Origin of the sequence: Lentzea kristufekii, from assembly GCF_033949925.1 — a bacterium.
GTDB lineage: Bacteria > Actinomycetota > Actinomycetes > Mycobacteriales > Pseudonocardiaceae > Lentzea > Lentzea kristufekii.
Window position 1 is genome coordinate 58986 of sequence record NZ_JAXAVV010000008.1, and the last position, 17846, is coordinate 76831.

A 17846-nucleotide genomic window follows, 5' to 3' on the forward strand; every position below is an offset into this window, starting at 1 on the left:
CCAAGCCCTACCGGCGAGAGGTGCCATGGCTACCCGAGCCAAAGCTCTGCGGCTTTCTGCAGTGCTCATCACGTGTGTTCTGACCGCGAGCTGCGGCCTGTTCGGAAGCTCCTCGAACGGCGGCAACGCGGACGTGGAGCGCAACGTCATCCGCATCGGCGTGCTGCCGGTCGTCGACGTGGCCCCGTTGCGGATCGCGCTGACCGAGAAGCTGTTCGAGAAGGCCGGTCTGCAGGTCAACCTGGTCACCCAGCCCAGCGAGGCAGAGGCCATCAAGCAGCTGGACACCACGCTCGACCTCACGTGGGCGACGCACGTCAGCCTCTTCCGCGCGGTCGCCGAGGGCACCGAACTGCAGCTGCAGGGTGAGGCCTACCAGGCCGGCCCGAACTCGATGGCGCTCGTCACGTCGGCCTCGTCGGACTACGACGACCCCGGCAAGAAATCGGCTCCGACCATCGCCGTGAACAGCGAGACCGACATCGGCGCGCTCACCACGCGTGCCGTGCTGGACACCGCCGCGGTCGAGAAGCAGAAGATCAAGTTCAAGCCGATGGCGTTCGCCGACATGGAGGCCGCACTCACGGCCGGCCAGGTCGACGCGGCGTTCATGATCGAGCCCTTCATCACGAAGGCGCAGCGCAAGATCGGCGCGAAGATCGTCACCGACACCGCCCGCGGCCCGACACTGGACTTCCCGATGTCCGGCTACGCGTCGTCGAAGAAGTTCGCCGAGGCGAACCCGAAGACGATGAAGGTGTTCCGGGACGTGCTGCGCGAGGCGCAGCAGCGCGCGCAGGCCAACAAGCTCGCCGTGCAGGACTCGCTGACCGGCTACGCGGACGTCGACGCACCGACCGCGGCCCTCGTGTCGGTCGGCACGTTCCCGCTGTCGCTGAACCCGATCCGGCTCCAGCGCGTCGCCGACATGATGGACACCGAGGACGTGCTTTCCGGGCGTCTGGACGTGCAGCAGCTACTGCCGCCAGGCACTACCAACTAGTTGTTTCCTGGCATGAGAAATGGCGGACCGGAGAACCGGCCCGCCATTTTTCGTGCGGTCACTGTCCGCCAGCAGCCGAGATGCAGTAGGTGATGCCCGGAGCCGGTTCCGCGTAGGCGATGGCCGTCGCCTCACCGCAGTCCGCGGTGGCCGCCCGGACGACCTTCTCGACCTTCAGGACCTTCTGGACGGCGAACTCGTTGTTGCCCTTGGAACAGTCGACGGGCTTCATGCCCTCCATGTTCATCTTCACGAGCTCTTCCTCGTAGCACTTGCCCTCTTCGAGCTTCTCCACGAGGCAGAGCTTCAGCGACGAGCTGCGCCGGCCGGACTCGGTGTACTCGGCGTAGTCCTCGCTCGGGCACGCCTCCGACGTGGACTTCATGGCCTTGGCGATGAAGTAGTTCGCCTCGGCCGAGGAGCAGTCGACCTTCTTGTACTTCGGGCTGAACGTGGTGCCCGTGACGCTCGCGCAGTCGCCCGGCTTGGCCGACGGCTCGGTGATGGCGCTCAGGCCGCCGCCGATCAGGACCTTCACCAGGATGCCGACGCCGACGAGCACGACGATGGTGACGATCGAGCCGATGATCTTGCCTGCGCCGCTCTTCTTCGGCGGCGGGCCGTAGGGCATCGGCTGGCCCAGGGGCTGGCCGGGCATCTGGCCGGGAGGCGGGCCGTACGGGCCCGGCTGCTGGGCGTACGGGTCGCCGGGCTGACCGGGCTGTCCTGGCTGGCCGTAGGGCTGACCGGGGTAGCCCTGCTGGGGCGGTTGACCGTACGGGTTCGGCTGGCCGGGCTGCTGGCCGTACGGCTGCTGCGGCTGTCCACCGGGAGGCGGTCCGTAAGGCCCTGGCTGCTGGGGGTAGTTGGGGTCGGTCAATGGATTCCTCTCGGATGAGTCACGCGAAAGACAGCGAAACCGGAGCCGTGGGACACGACTCCGGTTTCGCTGGATCAAGCCTGTTACGCGGGCGCGCCGAGGCAGTAGTGCAGCTTCGCCTCGGGGAAGGACTGCGGCTCCTCACCCTCCACGCACTGCGGAGCGGCGGTGTCCTTGACGACCTTCGTCACCTTGAAGGCGGCCGACTCGGTGCACTCGACGGCCTTCGCGCCGACGCCGCCGGTGTTCTCGGCGTAGCACTTGCCCTCGGAGAGAAGCGGCGCGAGGCACAGCTTCGTCTTCGGGCCGCGGCGCTGCGACTGCGTGTACTCGTCGTAGCCCTTGCCGCACACCTCGCTCGTGCCACCGGCCTTGCCGACCGTGTAGTTCGCATCGGCGGCGCCGCAGTCGACCGGCTTGTACTCAGGGCTGGTCGACGTGCCGGAGACGACGGCGCAGTCGCCGACCTTCGCCTGCGCGACGTCGCTGCTGAAGTAGTTGAACGCGTAGAACGCGCCACCAACGACGATCAGGCCGACGATGTAGGTCAGGATCCGCTTGCCGATGCTCGACTTCTTCGGCGCGGGCTCCTGCGTGGGCTCCGGCGCTGACGCGGGCGAAGCGGATTCAGTCGTGCTCATGCGGTTCTCTCATTTCCCAAATACCCCAGATGGCCCATGCCCCCCGACACAGCCGGAGCAGAGAGTGCCATGTGGCTCAGGAAAACGCTTGAGCTTTACGGAAACGTTACGGCCGCTTGGATCACATGAGTGGTCGCGGTGCAGTAGGTCGGCTGACGCGGTCCACGTGGTCCGAGGGGCGGCTACTGCTTCTGGTCGCCGCGTTCCAGGCAGAAGGTGACCGCGGGCTCCGGGAAGACCGCCGCGCGCGAGTTTCCGCAGACGGCGCGGTCGGCCTTGCCGCTGAACACCTTGGCGACCTTCACCGAGTCCTTCGTGGAGCAGTCGACCTTGGCGATGCCGCTCTCGGAGTCCTGGCCGTAGCAGGCGCCCTCGACGAAGTTCGGCATCAGGCACAGGGTGGCGTCGCCCGTGTACGTCGAGTAGTCCATGCCGCCGGACGGGCAGGCCTTCTCGTTCCAGTCGAGGATCTTGGCGATCTTGACGTTCGCCTGCTCGGAACCGCAGTCGAGCGCCTGGTAGGTCGGGTTGTCGAGCGCGCCGGAGATCCGCGCGCAGTCGCCCTCGCGTGCCGCCTTCGCCACGTCGCCCAGCTGGTTCAGGACGAACCCGCCGAGCAGCACGAGCACGATGACAGCGGCAACACCCAGGCCGACCTTCTTCATGGCCTGGGTATCGGCGTCAGACGGGGTTCAACTCAACTGAGTTCACCCGATCAGGATCCTTCGTGGACACCCATGCAGTAGACGGAGGCCGGCTCGCTGAACCTCAGCTCGCTGGAGCCCTCAGGGCACACGGAGCCCTCCTCGGGCAGCCCGTCGACCTTCTTCACGATCTTCACGGGCGAGTCCTTGGTGCAGGCCTCCTTCTTGAAGGCGCCGTCGTCGCTCGACGTGTAGCAGTTGCCCTCGGCGAGGTTCGGCATCAGGCACATCGACTTGCCGCCACCGGACGACATCTGCTCGTAGATGCCCTCGGCGGGGCACTGGTCCTCGGCGTTGGCCAGCACGGCGGCGACCCGGTGCGTCGCGGCGGCGTCGTCGCAGCTCTTCGACGAGATGTCCCAGTCGCCGTCGGGCTTGTCCACGTCCTTGGGCGAGGCGCTCACGCAGTCGCCGACACCGGTGGTGTTGAGTGCCGTCAGCCCCCACACGCCACCGCCGACGAGCACGACCGCCAGCACACCGACGATGACGAACTTCAGCCAGCTGTTCTTCTTGGGCGACTCGTCGGTCTCGGTCTCCGCGGGTTGCGGGGTCACCACGGCCGGCGGCTCGACGGGATCAGTCGACTCGGTGCTCATGGGCGAGAACGTACGACACGGCATGTTGGCTTCGTGTGTCGCCTCACAGTTGTCGTCGCCAGTTGACGCAGGTCGAACGCATTTGGCGTCGTCAGGGAGACTTGTCGGCGTGACCGATGGCCCATTGATCGTCCAGTCGGACAAGACGCTGCTGCTCGAGGTCGACCACCCGCTCGCCAACGACGCGCGCACGTCCATCGCGCCGTTCGCCGAGCTGGAGCGGGCTCCGGAGCACGTGCACACCTATCGCGTGACGCCGTTGGCCTTGTGGAACGCGCGAGCGGCCGGGCACGACGCCGAGCAGGTGGTCGACGCGCTGGTGCGGTTCAGCCGCTACCCGGTGCCGCAGCCGCTGCTGGTGGACGTGGTCGACACCATGGGCCGATTCGGGCGACTGGTGCTGACCAACAGCCCCGCGCACGGGCTGGTCCTGCACTCCAACGACCGCGCGGTGCTCGAGGAGGTGCTCCGCAACAAGAAGATCGCGCCGATGTTCGGGGCCCGCATCGACGACGACACCGTCATCGTGCACCCGAGCGAGCGCGGGCGGCTCAAGCAGCTGCTGCTCAAGGTCGGGTGGCCGGCCGAGGACCACGCCGGGTACGTCGACGGCGAGGCGCACCGGATCGAGCTGGAGGAGAACGACTGGAAGCTGCGCGACTACCAGCGGATGGCCGCCCAGGCGTTCTGGGCCGGCGGCAGCGGCGTCGTCGTGCTGCCCTGTGGCGCGGGCAAGACGCTGGTCGGCGCGGCGGCGATGGCCGAGGCCCAGGCGACCACGCTGATCCTGGTCACGAACACCGTGGCGGGCCGGCAGTGGAAGCGGGAGCTGATCGCGCGCACCTCGCTCACCGAGGAGGAGATCGGCGAGTACTCGGGTGAGCGCAAGGAGATCCGCCCGGTCACGATCGCGACCTACCAGGTGATCACCCGCAAGTCGAAGGGCGAGTACAAGCACCTCGACCTGTTCGACTCGCGCGACTGGGGCCTGATCGTCTACGACGAGGTCCACCTGCTGCCCGCGCCGGTGTTCCGGATGACCGCCGACCTGCAGTCGCGTCGCCGTCTCGGCCTCACCGCGACGCTGGTGCGCGAGGACGGCCAGGAGGGCGACGTCTTCTCGTTGATCGGGCCGAAGCGGTACGACGTGCCGTGGCGCGACATCGAGGCGCAGGGCTGGATCGCTCCCGCCGAGTGCACCGAGGTCCGCGTGACCCTCACGGACAACGAGCGCCTGCAGTACGCGACGGCAGAGCCGGAGGAGCGCTACAAGCTCTGCTCGACGGCCAGGACCAAGATCCCGGTGGTCAAGCGGGTGCTGGAGCAGCATCCCGGCGAGCCGACGCTCGTGATCGGTGCTTATCTGGACCAGCTCGACGAACTGGGCGAGGAGCTGGGGGCGCCGGTGATCAAGGGATCGACGAAGAACAAGGAACGCGAGGAGCTGTTCGACCAGTTCCGCAGGGGCGAGCTGAGGACCCTGGTGGTGTCCAAGGTCGCGAACTTCTCCATCGACCTGCCCGAGGCGTCCGTCGCCATCCAGGTGTCCGGCACGTTCGGGTCCCGGCAGGAGGAGGCCCAGCGCCTCGGCCGGATCCTGCGCCCCAAGGGCGACGGCCGGCAGGCGCACTTCTACTCGGTCGTCGCGCGCGACACGCTCGACACCGACTACGCCGCCCACCGGCAGCGGTTCCTGGCCGAGCAGGGCTACGCGTACAAGATCGTCGACGCGGACGACCTGGTCGGATGACGTCCTGGTGGATGTGGAACCCGGCCGGGACCCCGCCTGTGCGGCGGTTCCGGTCGGAGGAAGCACTCGCCCGGTCGGCACCGGACACGCAGGTGGTCCGGTCCGCCGACTTCACCTGCCCCGCACAACGCCGCCGCGCCACCGCCGCGCGTTCGGACTTCCTGCGAGTGACGGGCGACCCGGTGCAGGTCGCCCTGGTCGAGCAACGGCTGTGGACGCTGCTCGTGGCGTTGCGCCGGGCCCAGCCCCTCCGCGACGCGCTGGCGAGCGCCGTGCCGAGGCCGGGCCGGGCGGCGCTGGTCGCGGAACCGTCGCGCGAGCTGGCCGAGTTCGACCGGCGCTTCGACCAGTTCGCGGACGCGCTGCGGGTCCTGGTCGCGGACCCGACCCCCGAGCAGCTACGCCACACCGCCGCCCTCGACTAGGGCCGGGATCTCGGCGACGGACTTCAGCAGGTGCGTGTGCCGGACGGTGCCGAGCTCCTCCGCCGTCTGGCTGCCGCTGAGCACGCCGACGACGAACGCCGCGCCCGCGTTCGTGCCCGCCTGCAGGTCTCTCGTGGTGTCGCCGGCGGTCAGCACACGCCGGACGTCCCGGACGCCGGTCAGCTCCATCGCCCGGTGGATCATGTACGGCGCCGGACGACCGGCTTTCACGTCGTCCACGCAGACCACCGCGTCCAGCACGCCCTCGCGCCAGCCCAGGACGTCGAGCAGGCCGTCCACGACCGGGCGGTCGAAGCCTGTGGTCAGCGCGACCTTGACGCCGTTGCTCCGCAGACGTGCCAACGCTTCCGGCACACCGGGGATCGGCGTCGGCGGCATCTCGGCGTAGTACTTCGCGAGCCGTTCGTGGAAGTCCTGGAACTCGGCGTCCACTTCGGACTTCCCGAGCATCGACGAGATCGCCTCGTACTTGTCGGCGCCCATCCACTCGCCGACGTCGTGCGCCGATCCGCCGGCCGCGATCACGGTGTCCGCCAACGCCTTGTAGACGAGTCCGTGCTCTTCCACCGTGGTGCCGGCGATGTCCAGCACCACCAGGTCGACCTTCATCGCGCCGTTCACGAGGCCCTCCAGTCCCGCAGCAGCGCCGGGTGCGCCTGCTGGGAGTTCTCGATCGAGAAGCTGACCATGTCCGGGCGGTAGCGGTCGTCGGAGTACTCGACCGGCCGTCCGTCCATTCCGGACGCACGCCGCCGTTCCCGCAGAAGTGGCGCCCCCAAGGCGACTTCCAGCAGCTCGCTGTCCTGCGCGTCGGCGGCGACGGCGTCGATCTGGTGCCGCGCCACGGTCATGTCGACGCCCTGCTCCCCCAGGTACGCGTAGAGCGAGCCGCTGTCGCAGTCGAAGTCGAACAGCAGGCGCCCCACCGGTTCCACGAACGTCGTGCGCTCCAGCATCGTCGGCCTGCCGTCGATCAGCCTCTGCCTGAGCAGTTGCACCACCGGCGTGCCCTCGTCGAGCTGGAGGGCGTCGGCGATGTCGACGTCGGCCGGGCGGCGCGCGATCTCCAGAGTCCGTTGCCCCGGAACGTGTCCGAGGCCCGCGGCCCAGCTGGAGAACGACAGGAACGTCTCGAACGGCTGCGACAGCGTGTGCCGGCGCACCACCGCGGGCTTGCCGCGGCCGCCGCCGATCATGCCCTCGGCCCTGAGCGACGTCAGCGCCTGCCGGACCGGCGCGCGCGAGGAGTTCCACTGCGCGCCCAGCTGCGACTCGGACGGCACAGGATCTCCGACGGCCAGCTCACCGGAGGCGATGCGGCGGCGCAGGTCGGCCGCGATGCGCTCGTGCAGGGGCATCTCCATGTTGCTGAGGATACATGTCATAACAAGTCTGAACTCCAAGTGAACACATCAGAACAGCCATTGCTTCTGGTTCTGTCGCCGCTCATCGTTCTTGTCATGACAAGTGTGGACCTGGTGGTCGTCGGCGCGGGGATCGTCGGGCTCGCGCATGCTTGGCACGCGGTGCAGCGGGGGCTTTCCGTGGCCGTGGTCGAGCGTGACGAGCACGCCGTCGGGGCTTCTGTGCGCAACTTCGGGCACGGGTGCTTCACCGCTCAGGACGGGGTGGCTTTCTCGTACGCGATGGCTGCGCGTGCCGAGTGGTTGACGCTTGCTCGCGAGGCCGGGTTCTGGTTGCGGGAGTCCGGGTCGCTTGTCGTGGCTCGTGAGGCGGACGAGCTCGCGGTGCTGGAGGAGTTCGCCGAGATCCGCGATGTCGAATTGTTCAACAATCCCACACGCAGATCGTTCAACAACGCGGCCGTCGGATCGTTGAACAATCCACTCCAAGGATCGTTCAACAATCCCACAACCTGGTTGTTGAACAGTTCTACGGCCGAACCGGTCAGCAAGCCCGCCGGTGGATCGCCGAACGACACGCATGTTGGATCGTTGAACAACCCCGCAACCGGATTGTTGAACAGTTCTACAGCCGAACCGGCTAGCAAGCTCGCCGTCGGATCGTTGAACAACGCGCCTGTTGGATCGTTCAACGATCCGCGTGCCGGATCGTTCAACGATGTGCGTGCCGGATCGTTCAACGATGTGCGTGCCGGATCGTTCAACGATCCAACCGGAGGATTGTTGAACGATCCTTCGATCCTCGGCGCCGCGCTCCTCCCCCTCGACATCCGCGTCAACCCACGCGAAGCCGTCCACGCGATCGCCAGGTTGTTGAACGATCGCGGCGTCACGTTCCACTGGTCGACCAACGTGCTCACCGTCGAGCCGGGCCTGGTCCGCACCTCCCGCGGCGAGATCCGATGCCGCGCGACGGTCGTCGCTGTCGGCCACGACGTCGACAGGTTCTTCCCCGAGATCGCCGAAGAGCGCGAGATCCAGCGCTGCCAGCTGCGAATGCTGCGCGTCGCGCACGGCGGCGTGATCGACCCGGCCGTGCTGACCGGGTTCTCGATGCTGCGCTACGACGCGTTCGCGCGGTGCCCGAGCATCGAGAAGGTCCGCCGGCGCCTCACGAACGACCACCCCGAGCTGGTCGAAGCCGGGCTGAACCTGATGTTCACCCAGCTCCCCGACGGCTCGCTGACGATCGGCGACACCCACCACTACAGCCGCACGGTCGACCCGTACCGGTCCAAGGACCTGGACGACCTGGTGCTCACCGAGACGGCTCGGCTGCTCGGCGTTCCCTCGCTGCACGTGCTCGAACGCTGGCGCGGCATCTACGCGTCGGCCCCCGAACCCTTCCTGACCGCGACGCCCGCTCCCCTCACCAGGGCCGTCTCGGTCACCTCCGGCATCGGCATGACCACCGCGCTCGGCCTCGCCCCGGCCGTGCTCGACGACCTCCTCCAGGAGATGTGATGAGAACCCTCGGCGTTGTTCTCGCTGCGGCGTTGGCCCTGACGGCTTGTGGCACCACGAACTCCGCTTCGAGCGGCGGTGACTGCCCGAACGACGGCAAGGTGCGGTTCGGCGTCGAGCCGTACGAGGACCCGGCGAAGCTGAAGCCCGCCTACGAGGTGCTTGCGAAGGCGTTGGCCACCAAGCTCGGTTGCGAGGTCGAGCTGCAGGTCGTCGACGACTACGCGGCCGAGGTGCTGGCGATGCGCAACGGCAAGCTGGAGATCGCGCAGTTCGGTCCGCTCGGCTACGTGTTCGCGTCGCAGAAGGCCAAGGCGGAGCCGATGGTGTCGTTCGCGGACGGCGCCGGGAAGCTCACCAGCTACACCGCCGGCATCTGGGTCGCGAAGGACTCGCCCGCGCGGACGATCGAGGACCTGGCCGGCAGGTCGCTCGCCCTGAGCAGTGTCGGGTCGGCGTCCGGTGACGCGCTTCCCCGCTACGGCTTGAAGAAGCACGGCGTCGCCGACGTGAAGCTCGACTACGCGGGCGGGCATCCCGAGGCGATGCTGTCGCTGATCAACGGCAAGGTCGACGCCGCGGAGATCAACAGCCAGCAGCTCGCCACCGCCAAGGGTGCCGGCACGTTCGACGAGTCGAGGTTCCGCCAGATCTGGAAGTCCGAGCCGATCCCGAACGACCCGATCACCGTGCGCGGCGACCTCGGCCCGGCGTTCAAGGACAAGGTGCGCAAGGCGTTGCTGGAGCTCTCGCCGGCCGACGTCGAGAAGGTCGGCGCGTTCCTCGACGTCACCCCGCCCGGACCGCTCGTGCAGGTGGACAACGACACGTACAAGGTGCTCTTCGACCTCGCGACCACGCTGGGGCTCAAGGAAGAGGACGTCTGATGCTCGCCATCCGCGGCCTGCGCAAGTCGTTCGGCGGCCGCACCGTGCTGGACGACTTCGACCTCTCGGCCGAACCAGGTGAGTTCGTGGCGCTGCTCGGGCCGAACGGCTCGGGCAAGTCCACGGCGTTGCGGTGCGTGGTCGGGCTGGAGACCCCGGACGGCGGCGAGATCGAGGTGGGCGGGAACGCCGCGATGGTGTTCCAGAAGATCCACCTGGTCGGCCGTCGCAACGCCCTGGACAACGTCTGTTCCGGTGCTCTGGGGCGGCTTCCGCTGCACCGCTCGTTCTTCTTCCCGCAGGACGTCCGGGAAGAGGCGATGAGCTGCTTGGAGAGGGTCGGGCTGGCGGACCGTGCGCTGGAACGGTGTGCGCGGCTGTCCGGTGGGCAGCAACAACGTGTGGCTGTTGCGCGGGCCTTGTGCCAGCGCGCCAACGTGATCCTCGCCGACGAACCGGTGTCGGCGCTCGACCCGCAGGCCGCGGTGCAGGTGATGGAGCTGCTGAAAGCTTTGGCAGAACAAGGAATGGCGGTGGTGGCGGTGCTGCACCAGCCGGAACTCGCGCGCACCTACGCACATCGTGTCGTTGAGATGAAGGCGATGGTCGCGGCATGAACGTCACGGCTTCTCCGAAGCTCGCGGTCCCTCGCCGCCGCTGGCCCGCACCCGTCGTCTGGGCCGTGGTGGCGGTCTTCCTCGCGGTGCACGTGCTTGCCTGGCAGGCCACGGAGTTCTCGCCCGGCGCCCTGATCGCGGGCTGGGAGGGCATGGCCGACTTCCTCGCCGAGTCGCTGCCGCCGGACTTCTCGGTGCTCGGGAAGTCGCTGGAAGCAGCGGTGATCACGCTCTACATCGGACTGCTGGGCACCACGTTCTCGATCCCGTTCGCCTTGGCCCTGGCTCTGCTGGCTTCCAGGGCGACGACGTCGGCGGCGTGGGCGCAGCAGGTGGCCCGTGCGGTGCTGTCGTTCCTGCGCTCGGTGCCGGACGTGGTGTTCGCGCTGATCTTCGTGACGGCGGTGGGGCTCGGGCCGTTCGCGGGCGTGCTGGCGCTGGTGTTCCACAACACCGGCGTGATGGGCAAGCTCTGGGCCGAGGCGATGGACGAGAGCGACCGCGGGCCGCGCGACGCGTTGAAGGTGACCGGTGCGTCCGGTCCGCAGATCGCGCTGCACGCGGTGCTCCCGACCGTGCTGCCTTCCCTGGCGGGACTTCTGCTCTACCGGCTGGACGTGAACGTGCGGTCGTCGCTCGTGCTCGGCCTGGTCGGCGCGGGCGGGATCGGCTTCCTGATCAACCAGTCGATCAAGCTGTTCCGGTTCGACGAGATGGTCACGCACATCCTCGTGGTGCTGCTTCTCGTGGTCGTGGTCGACCAGGCTTCTGGCTGGGTGCGCAAGCGGCTAGGTGCTTGACCTGCTGGCCGTAGCGGGTGCCTTGGCGCACGGTCACCGAGCCGTCCGCTGCGACCTCGCAGGGGTTGTTCGCCGTGCACTGCTCACCGCTGTCGTTGCCGGTGCTGTGCACGCCGACGACGGTGACGCCGTCCTTCAACACGATCGGCGAGCCCGAACCGCCGTGTGACGGGGTGCACGCGGGGTCGTACCGGTAGGCGTTGTCCTGCGTGTAGCCCTCTTCGCGCAGGTGCGGGACGACGGCTTCGATGGTGCAGCTGAAGCGCTTGCCGTTGCCCGAGGAGATGATGTCGACGCGTTCTCCCGGCCTGGCTGGCCTGTCCGAGAGCCTGAAGATCTTCACGCCCTTGGCCTTGAGCTGCGCGTAGGTCTGGTCGAGCTCGAAGAGCGCGGTGTCGGTGCCGGTCATGGTCGCCGAGACGAGACGTCTCGTCTCGGCCTTGGCCTGCTGGTAGCCCTGACGGTCGCCGATGGTCACCCGCAGCGCGACCGCGACGTCCCTCAGGGTCTCGCCGGGCGCGGGGCGGTCCGGGACGCAGTGGCCGTTGGTGAGCAGAAGCGCCTGGTCACCGGGCTGGCTGTGATCGGTCCTGACCACGGACGCCGAGCAGACTCCTGCCAGTGACGCGGCGCCCTCGAGGTTCGGGACGGGAGTGTCCGGCGGGTTGATCCTCCCGGTGACGACGTCGTCGATCCAGCTCTTGAAGTGGTGGACGTCGGTGTACATGACCGGCCGGTCGTCACCGCCCGACCCGCTCACGAGGCCGGCGATCACCCAGCGGTCGCCGTCGCGGACGAGCGCGGGGCCGCCCGAGTCCATGTTCGTGGCGGCGACGCTGCCGTCCAGCGCGCCGACGCACAACTCGCGATCAGCGTGGATGCCGTCGCAGGCGGCGGTCGGCTGGATCACGGTGTCCGCCTCGCGCAGCTTCCGCGGATAGCACTCGGGCGCACGGCGGTCGCACGTCATGCCCCAGCCGATGATCCGCACCACCGCTCCTTCGGAGGGCCGGGCCGACGGCAGCGCGACGGGCTTGGTCCTCGCGTTCTTCCTCAGCTTCAGCAGGCCGATGTCGCCGTCGTGGACGGGATTGGGCGAGTAGGTGATGAACCGCTCGACCTCGATCACCTCGCCGCCGCTGCCCGCGTCGAGCGTGCCGAGCCGGACCGACCAGTTCTTCGGCCTGCCGACCTGGGCGAGGCTCGGGTTGTTGCGGGTGCAGTGGCCCGCGGTGACGGCCCAGCCCGGCGCGACCAGCGTGACGCCGCAGGTGTGGCCGTCCGCGCGTGGCGAGTCGGGGCGCTGCAGCGAGCCGGAGAACGGGTACGGCGCCTGGGCTTCGACGCCGCCTCTGATGGCCAGCGCCGGGGTGGCGGTGGTGATCACCGCGATGGCCGCGAAGCTCATCGCCAGTAGCACTTTTCGCATGTCACAGAGGCTGTCGAAGCTGTGTCCGCACGGCGTGATGGCTGTGCAACAACTGCGCACGGGCGGTCGTTACGCAACGATGACGTCGCACGAACGTCCCCATGAGACCCGTCGGGAAGGCTGGAGGGCATGCCGCGCGTACTGCTGATCGAGGACGACGAGGCGGTCCGCGAGGGACTGTCGCTCGCCCTGACCTACCAGGGACACACCGTGGACGCGGTGCGCACGGGCGAGGAAGGCCTCGAGCTGCTGGGCAGCGTCACGCCCGACGTCGTCGTGCTGGACCTGATGCTGCCGGGCGTGGACGGGTTCGAGGTGTGCCGCCGCATCCGCGCCTCCGGCGACCTCCCGATCATCATGCTGACCGCGCGCAACGACGACATCGACGTGGTCGCGGGCCTGGAGGCCGGCGCCGACGACTACGTGGCCAAGCCGGCCCAGGCCCGCGTGCTGGAGGCCCGCATCCGCGCCGTGCTGCGCCGTTCGTCCGCCTCCGTCACCGAGGTCGTGGCCGAGCGCCACGGCGACCTGACGATCGACCGCGAGGGCCTCGTCGTGACGCGGTTCGGCAAGCCGGTCTCGTTGGCACCGACGGAACTGCGGCTGCTGCTGGAACTCTCCTCTTCGCCCGGCCGCGTGATGTCACGGCAGCAGCTGCTGGGTTCCGTGTGGGACCAGGGCTACCTCGGCGACTCGCGGCTGGTCGACGCGTGCGTGCAACGGCTGCGTTCGAAGATCGAGGACGACCCGGCGGCGCCCGTGTACGTCCAGACCGTGCGGGGCTTCGGCTACCGCTTCGGACCGCTGTGACGCTCCGCCTGCGACTGCTGCTCGCGTTCGCCCTGCTGACCATCGTGACCGCCGCGGCCGTCGCCGGTGCGGGGTACGTGCGGGCACGCGACGCGATCGTGCAGCGCGCCCAGGACAACGCCGTCATCGAGACCACGAACCGCGTCGAGCAGCTCTACCCGCTGCCCACGCGGGCAGTGGACGCCGCCACCCTGGAACGGGTCGCCGCACGCGTCTCCGGGCGTGAAGGCCAGGCGTTGGCTTACGGCAACGGGACTTCCGCCGGTGGCATGAACCCGTCCGTGATCACGGCGGAGCTGCGTTCGCTCGTGTCGACCGGACGCGTCGGCTGGCAGCGCGTGTCGTACGCGAACGGTGTCTGGCTCGTCGTGGGCATGCAGCTGCGGGTGTCGTCCGGCGCCCCGTCGGGCATCGAGGTGTACGTGCTGCGGCCGTTCACGTCGGAGATCGAGTTCGTCGACGAACTGGCGCGCAACGCGTGGCTGATCGGCGGCGCCGTGCTGCTCCTGGCTCTGGGACTGGGTTTCCTGGCGGCCCGCGGTGTGCTGCGGCCCGTGCGGGAGTTGCAGCTGGCCGCCTGGAAGCTCGGGCAGGGCGACCTCTCCGCTCGGGTGCCGGTGCGCGGCCGGGACGAACTGGCCTCCGTCGCGTCGACGTTCAACAGCACGGCTTCCTCGCTGGAGCACCACGTGGGCGAGCTGCGGCGGATGGAGGCCGACGCACGGCGGTTCGTGGCGGACGTGTCGCACGAACTGCGGACTCCTCTGGCCGCGATGACGGCCGTGACCGACGTGCTGGACGCCGAGACCGCGTCGCTGCCGGGCGTGGCGGGGCAGGCGGCGCGGCTGGTGAACCGGGAGACGCTGAACCTGACGCGGCTGGTGAACGACCTGATCGAGGTCACCAGGTTCGACTCGGGGACGGCGGCTCTCGCGCTCGACGACGTCGACGTGGCCGAGGTGGTGCGGACGTGCCTGCGGATGCGCGGCTTCTCGGAGGTGTCCGCGTCGCTGCCGGACGGGGTGCGCGCACGGCTGGACCCGCGGCGGCTGGACGTGATCGTGGCGAACCTGGTCGGCAACGCGCTGCGGCACGGTTCGCCGCCGGTGTCGGTCGAGCTGTCGGTGGTGGGGCCTTCGCTGGTGATCGAGGTGGCGGACTCCGGGCCGGGGCTGCCCGACGAGGTCCTGCCGCACGTGTTCGCGCGGTTCTACAAGGCCGATTCGTCGCGGGGGCGGTCGGAGGGCTCGGGGCTCGGGCTGGCGATCGCGTGGGAGAACGCGCGGCTGCACGGGGGCACGCTCGTGGCGGCCAACCGGCCGGGTGGCGGTGCTTTGTTCACGCTGCGGCTGCCGCTGGACGGTGCGTCGTGAGGCCGAGAACTGTCGGTGCCGCCTGGGAGAATGGAAACAGGGGGACCCCCGGGAGGGGACCCCTGCGTGAGCTTGGGCTCGCGGTGCTCGTCCTCGCCGTCCTCACCGCGTGCGGCATCCGTCCCACCGACCCGATCCCGGGCCTCGAAGCCCCCAGCGGCCCCGTCGAGAACACCTCGCCGTCGCTCTACTGGGTCTCCGCCGGCGGCAGGGTGGTGCCCGTCGGGCGTCCGGAGGGCAGCCTGAGCGGGTTCGACGTCGTGGCGCTGCTCGCGCAGGGGCCCACCAACGCCGAGCAGAGCCGCGGGCTGGTCACCGAGGTGCCGTTCGACGCCGCGCCGGCCACCGTGGACCGGGTCGCGAACGGCCTCGACGTGAACCTTTCGAGCGACGTCTCGCAGCTCAGTGCGCCTGCTGTGCAGCAGATCGTCTGCACGTTGCTCGCGGTTCAACCGGTCGGCACGGTGAACCTGCGCGGGGGCGGGCATTCGCTGGAGCTCCAGAAGTGCGCTTGAATCGGGCCGTGCACGTCTACTCCATCCCGATGCGCGTCCGGTTCCGCGGCATCACCCAGCGCACCGGCCTGCTGTTCGAAGGACCGGCCGGATGGGGTGAGTTCTGCCCGTTCGAGGAGTACGACGACGCCGAGGCCGCGGCCTGGCTCGCCTGCGCGCTGGAGGCCGCGAACGAAGGCTGGCCGGCGCCGGTCCGGGACCGCGTCCCCGTCAACTGCACCGTGCCCGTGGTCAGCCCCGAGAAGGCGCACGAGATCGTGGCGAGGTCGGGCTGCTCGACGGCCAAGGTGAAGGTCGCCGAGTCGACGCTGGAAGAGGACTGCGCCCGCCTCGAAGCGGTGCGGGACGCGCTGGGGCCTCAGGGCGCGATCCGGGTCGACGCGAACATGCTGTGGGACGTCGACACGGCCGTCGCCGCGATCAAGGCCATGGACAAGGCCTCGGGCGGACTCCAGTACGTGGAACAGCCGTGCCACACGTTGGAAGAGCTCGCGGCCGTCCGCAGGAGGGTCTCGGTGCCGATCGCCGCGGACGAGTCGATCCGCAAGGCCGAGGACCCGCTGAAGGTGGCCGTGTCGGGGGCGGCGGACATCGCGGTGATCAAGGTCGCGCCGCTCGGGGGCGTGCGGAAGGCGCTGGAGGTGGCCGAGGCGTGCGGGCTGCCGTGCGTGGTGTCGTCGGCGCTGGAGACTTCGGTCGGGATGGCGGCCGGGGTGGCGTTGGCGGCGGCACTGCCCGAGCTCGACTACGCGTGCGGGCTGGCGACGTTGCCGTTGCTGGACGGGGATGTCACGAGCGATTCGCTCGTGCCCGTGGACGGTTACTTGCCGGTGCTGGCGAAACCACCCGTCCCGGACCGCGTCGAGGAGTTCGAGAGCGACGTGCTCACGCAGGCCTGGATCAACCGGTACGACAGGGTGTTCAGCACGCTCAGCCGTTGAGTCGATCAGAGGGAACCGGGTCATCGCCGCCTATACGATCCGGGCATGAGCCAGTCGATCCCCTTCGCCGACACCAACTTCAAGCTCGCCGTCGTCCACGAGCTGATGTACAACCAGGGCCTCCTGCCGAAGTTCAGGTTGACCACGTACGCCGCCGAGAAGGGCTTCACCTACGACGCCTGGGGCGTCGGGGCGGTGCCGGAGGCTATGGCCTACTTCGAGGCGCTCGAGGTCCCCGTCGAGCTCGCGGAGAAGATCACCGAGATCGAGATGGACGGTGGCAACCGGATCTACATGGAGATCGCTCCGGGCTGGGACGGCGAGGACGAGCTGTTCGACGTCGACGAGTTCTCCGACGTGCGGCACTTCCCCAACCTGAAGTCGATGACGCTGCTCTACACCGGCAACGAGGAGGCGCTGGAGATGCTGCGCGCCCGCGGGATCGACGCGGACTGGCTCTAAGGCTTGCCCCTGGCCAAGCCCTGCTCGGCCGCGCCCAAGCTGAACACGATCCTCTCGGTCCGGTTGATCGCCTCGGTCCGCCGCGGGGTAGCAGGCACCCGAGTCAGGTCCACCAGCCGGATGGGCGGCCCCAGCTCCACCAGAGTGGGCGTGTAGGAAGCCTCGACCACGGACCACCCGGCGGGTCCCTGCTCGAACTTGAACCGCGCGATCGTCCCCTCCTCGGTGACACCACGAGGTTCGGCGTGCCGGGCGACCTCGTTGCCGAGCCCGTACGCGACCCACTTGTTGCCGATCTTCTCGAACGGCTGCACCACGTGCACGTGCGTCCCGATGATCAGGTCCAGGGCGGGGTCGGCGAGCAACTGCCGGGCCAGCGCCTTCTGGTCCGCGGTCGCCTCGTGCTGGTACTCGTTGCCCCACTGCACGGACAGCACGACGACCTCGGCACCGGCGGCACGAGCGGCTCGTGCGTCAGCCAGGATCTTGGTCGCGTTGATCTGGTTCGCGCGCCACGGCTGAGGTAGCGGGATGCCGTTGAAGCCGTAGGTGAACGACAGCTGTGCCACCTTCACGCCGTTCGCGTCCAGGATCAGCGGCGCCGCCGATTCCTCCTGCGTGCGGAACGAGCCGGTGTGCTTCAGGCCGACGGCGTCCATCGCGTCCAGCGTCGTCGTGATCGCCGAGACGCCGCGGTCCAGCGTGTGGTTCGAGGCGGTCGAGCACGAGTCGTAGCCCACGTCGACCAGGCCCTTCGCCACCTCGGGCGGGGCCAGGAAGGCCGGGTAGCCGAAGAACGGGCCCTCCTTCGGGCCCAGCGGTACCTCCAGGTGGCACAGGGAGAGGTCGGCCTTCAGGGTCTCCTTGATGCCCGAGAACAACGGCAGGAAGTCGCGCCCGGCCGCGCCTCCGTCGGCGACCGCCTGGTCGGTCAGCGCCGGGTGGATCAGGATGTCGCCACCGGCGGTGAGCACGAACGAGCGCGGCGGAGGCGGGCCCTGGGAGGTCGATGCCGGCGGTGCGGGCGCCGAGGTCATGACGACCGGCGAACCCGTGCACGCGGACAGCAGCAGGCCGGTGGTCAGCACTAACGCCGGCCAC

General features: G+C 69.0%; 20 protein-coding genes. 12 read left to right on the forward strand and 8 right to left on the reverse strand.

The annotated features are described in order from the left end of the window. Window positions 1-25 precede the first annotated feature (25 nt). Window positions 26-1003: an ABC transporter substrate-binding protein gene (locus SK571_RS17590; protein WP_319985162.1), complete on the forward strand. Its 978-nt coding sequence runs from the start codon at window positions 26-28 to the stop codon at window positions 1001-1003. Between the two features lie 58 nt (window positions 1004-1061). Here the strand turns inward: SK571_RS17590 and SK571_RS17595 are convergent, their stop codons facing one another. The 4 genes from SK571_RS17595 to SK571_RS17610 form a co-directional block, all read right to left on the reverse strand. Beyond that, the gene (locus SK571_RS17595; protein WP_319985163.1) at window positions 1062-1883 is read right to left on the reverse strand and encodes an LppU/SCO3897 family protein; all 822 of its coding nucleotides are present in this window, start codon (window positions 1881-1883) and stop codon (window positions 1062-1064) included. A gap of 83 nt (window positions 1884-1966) precedes the next feature. Beyond that, the gene (locus SK571_RS17600; RefSeq protein WP_319985164.1) at window positions 1967-2524 is read right to left on the reverse strand and encodes an LppU/SCO3897 family protein; all 558 of its coding nucleotides are present in this window, start codon (window positions 2522-2524) and stop codon (window positions 1967-1969) included. Window positions 2525-2706: 182 nt separating this feature from the next. Beyond that, entirely contained in the window at window positions 2707-3189 is a 483-nt protein-coding gene (locus SK571_RS17605; protein ID WP_319985165.1) for an LppU/SCO3897 family protein, read from the reverse strand. Window positions 3190-3239: 50 nt separating this feature from the next. Beyond that, the gene (locus SK571_RS17610; protein WP_319985166.1) at window positions 3240-3827 is read right to left on the reverse strand and encodes an LppU/SCO3897 family protein; all 588 of its coding nucleotides are present in this window, start codon (window positions 3825-3827) and stop codon (window positions 3240-3242) included. Window positions 3828-3936: 109 nt separating this feature from the next. Between SK571_RS17610 and SK571_RS17615 the strand changes: the two genes are divergently transcribed. After that, entirely contained in the window at window positions 3937-5577 is a 1641-nt protein-coding gene (locus tag SK571_RS17615; protein WP_319985167.1) for a DNA repair helicase XPB, read from the forward strand. Continuing rightward, a complete protein-coding gene (locus tag SK571_RS17620; RefSeq protein WP_319985168.1) occupies window positions 5574-6002 on the forward strand; it encodes a hypothetical protein in 429 nt (142 codons plus the stop codon). The genes SK571_RS17615 and SK571_RS17620 overlap by 4 nt, the downstream gene beginning before the upstream one ends. On the opposite strand, the gene SK571_RS17625 is transcribed toward SK571_RS17620, so the two are convergent. Further along, entirely contained in the window at window positions 5976-6644 is a 669-nt protein-coding gene (locus tag SK571_RS17625; protein ID WP_319985169.1) for a phosphonatase-like hydrolase, read from the reverse strand. The genes SK571_RS17620 and SK571_RS17625 overlap by 27 nt on opposite strands. After that, window positions 6641-7387, reverse strand: coding sequence for a GntR family transcriptional regulator (locus tag SK571_RS17630; protein WP_319985170.1), 747 nt, complete (start codon window positions 7385-7387; stop codon window positions 6641-6643). Before SK571_RS17630 ends, SK571_RS17625 begins: the two co-directional genes overlap by 4 nt. On the opposite strand from SK571_RS17630, the gene SK571_RS17635 reads away from it, so the two are divergent. Genes SK571_RS17635 through phnE form a run of 4 tightly spaced genes read left to right on the forward strand, consistent with a single transcriptional unit; the run spans window position 7370 to window position 11215 of the window. Continuing rightward, window positions 7370-8911 carry an FAD-dependent oxidoreductase gene (locus tag SK571_RS17635; protein WP_319985171.1) on the forward strand — a complete coding sequence of 514 codons (1542 nt, stop codon included), beginning with the start codon at window positions 7370-7372 and terminating at the stop codon, window positions 8909-8911. The two genes, SK571_RS17630 and SK571_RS17635, sit on opposite strands and share 18 nt — an antisense overlap. After that, the gene (locus SK571_RS17640) at window positions 8911-9798 is read left to right on the forward strand and encodes a phosphate/phosphite/phosphonate ABC transporter substrate-binding protein (RefSeq protein ID WP_319985172.1); all 888 of its coding nucleotides are present in this window, start codon (window positions 8911-8913) and stop codon (window positions 9796-9798) included. Before SK571_RS17635 ends, SK571_RS17640 begins: the two co-directional genes overlap by 1 nt. After that, the gene (locus tag SK571_RS17645; RefSeq protein WP_319985173.1) at window positions 9798-10415 is read left to right on the forward strand and encodes a phosphonate ABC transporter ATP-binding protein; all 618 of its coding nucleotides are present in this window, start codon (window positions 9798-9800) and stop codon (window positions 10413-10415) included. The genes SK571_RS17640 and SK571_RS17645 overlap by 1 nt, the downstream gene beginning before the upstream one ends. Further along, window positions 10412-11215 carry a phosphonate ABC transporter, permease protein PhnE gene (gene phnE, locus SK571_RS17650; protein ID WP_319985174.1) on the forward strand — a complete coding sequence of 268 codons (804 nt, stop codon included), beginning with the start codon at window positions 10412-10414 and terminating at the stop codon, window positions 11213-11215. The genes SK571_RS17645 and phnE overlap by 4 nt, the downstream gene beginning before the upstream one ends. Here phnE and SK571_RS17655 read toward each other — a convergent pair. Continuing rightward, window positions 11133-12644, reverse strand: a complete 1512-nt coding sequence (locus SK571_RS17655) for a trypsin-like serine protease (RefSeq protein ID WP_319985175.1) — start codon at window positions 12642-12644, stop codon at window positions 11133-11135. The genes phnE and SK571_RS17655 overlap by 83 nt on opposite strands. Window positions 12645-12773: 129 nt before the next feature. Between SK571_RS17655 and SK571_RS17660 the strand changes: the two genes are divergently transcribed. The 5 genes from SK571_RS17660 (at window position 12774) to SK571_RS17680 (ending at window position 16745) form a co-directional block, all read left to right on the forward strand. After that, window positions 12774-13454, forward strand: coding sequence for a response regulator transcription factor (locus SK571_RS17660; protein ID WP_266042003.1), 681 nt, complete (start codon window positions 12774-12776; stop codon window positions 13452-13454). After that, complete coding sequence (locus SK571_RS17665) at window positions 13451-14827, forward strand: ATP-binding protein (protein ID WP_319985176.1); 1377 nt, start codon at window positions 13451-13453, stop codon at window positions 14825-14827. The genes SK571_RS17660 and SK571_RS17665 overlap by 4 nt, the downstream gene beginning before the upstream one ends. 83 nt (window positions 14828-14910) lie before the next feature. After that, window positions 14911-15342: a GerMN domain-containing protein gene (locus SK571_RS17670; protein ID WP_319985177.1), complete on the forward strand. Its 432-nt coding sequence runs from the start codon at window positions 14911-14913 to the stop codon at window positions 15340-15342. Window positions 15343-15350: 8 nt separating this feature from the next. Next, window positions 15351-16283, forward strand: coding sequence for an o-succinylbenzoate synthase (locus SK571_RS17675; RefSeq protein ID WP_319985438.1), 933 nt, complete (start codon window positions 15351-15353; stop codon window positions 16281-16283). A gap of 45 nt (window positions 16284-16328) precedes the next feature. Then, window positions 16329-16745: a DUF6892 domain-containing protein gene (locus SK571_RS17680; RefSeq protein WP_319985178.1), complete on the forward strand. Its 417-nt coding sequence runs from the start codon at window positions 16329-16331 to the stop codon at window positions 16743-16745. Here the strand turns inward: SK571_RS17680 and SK571_RS17685 are convergent. Next, window positions 16742-17833, reverse strand: coding sequence for a CapA family protein (locus SK571_RS17685; RefSeq protein ID WP_319985179.1), 1092 nt, complete (start codon window positions 17831-17833; stop codon window positions 16742-16744). The two genes, SK571_RS17680 and SK571_RS17685, sit on opposite strands and share 4 nt — an antisense overlap. Between the last annotated feature and the right edge of the window lie 13 nt (window positions 17834-17846).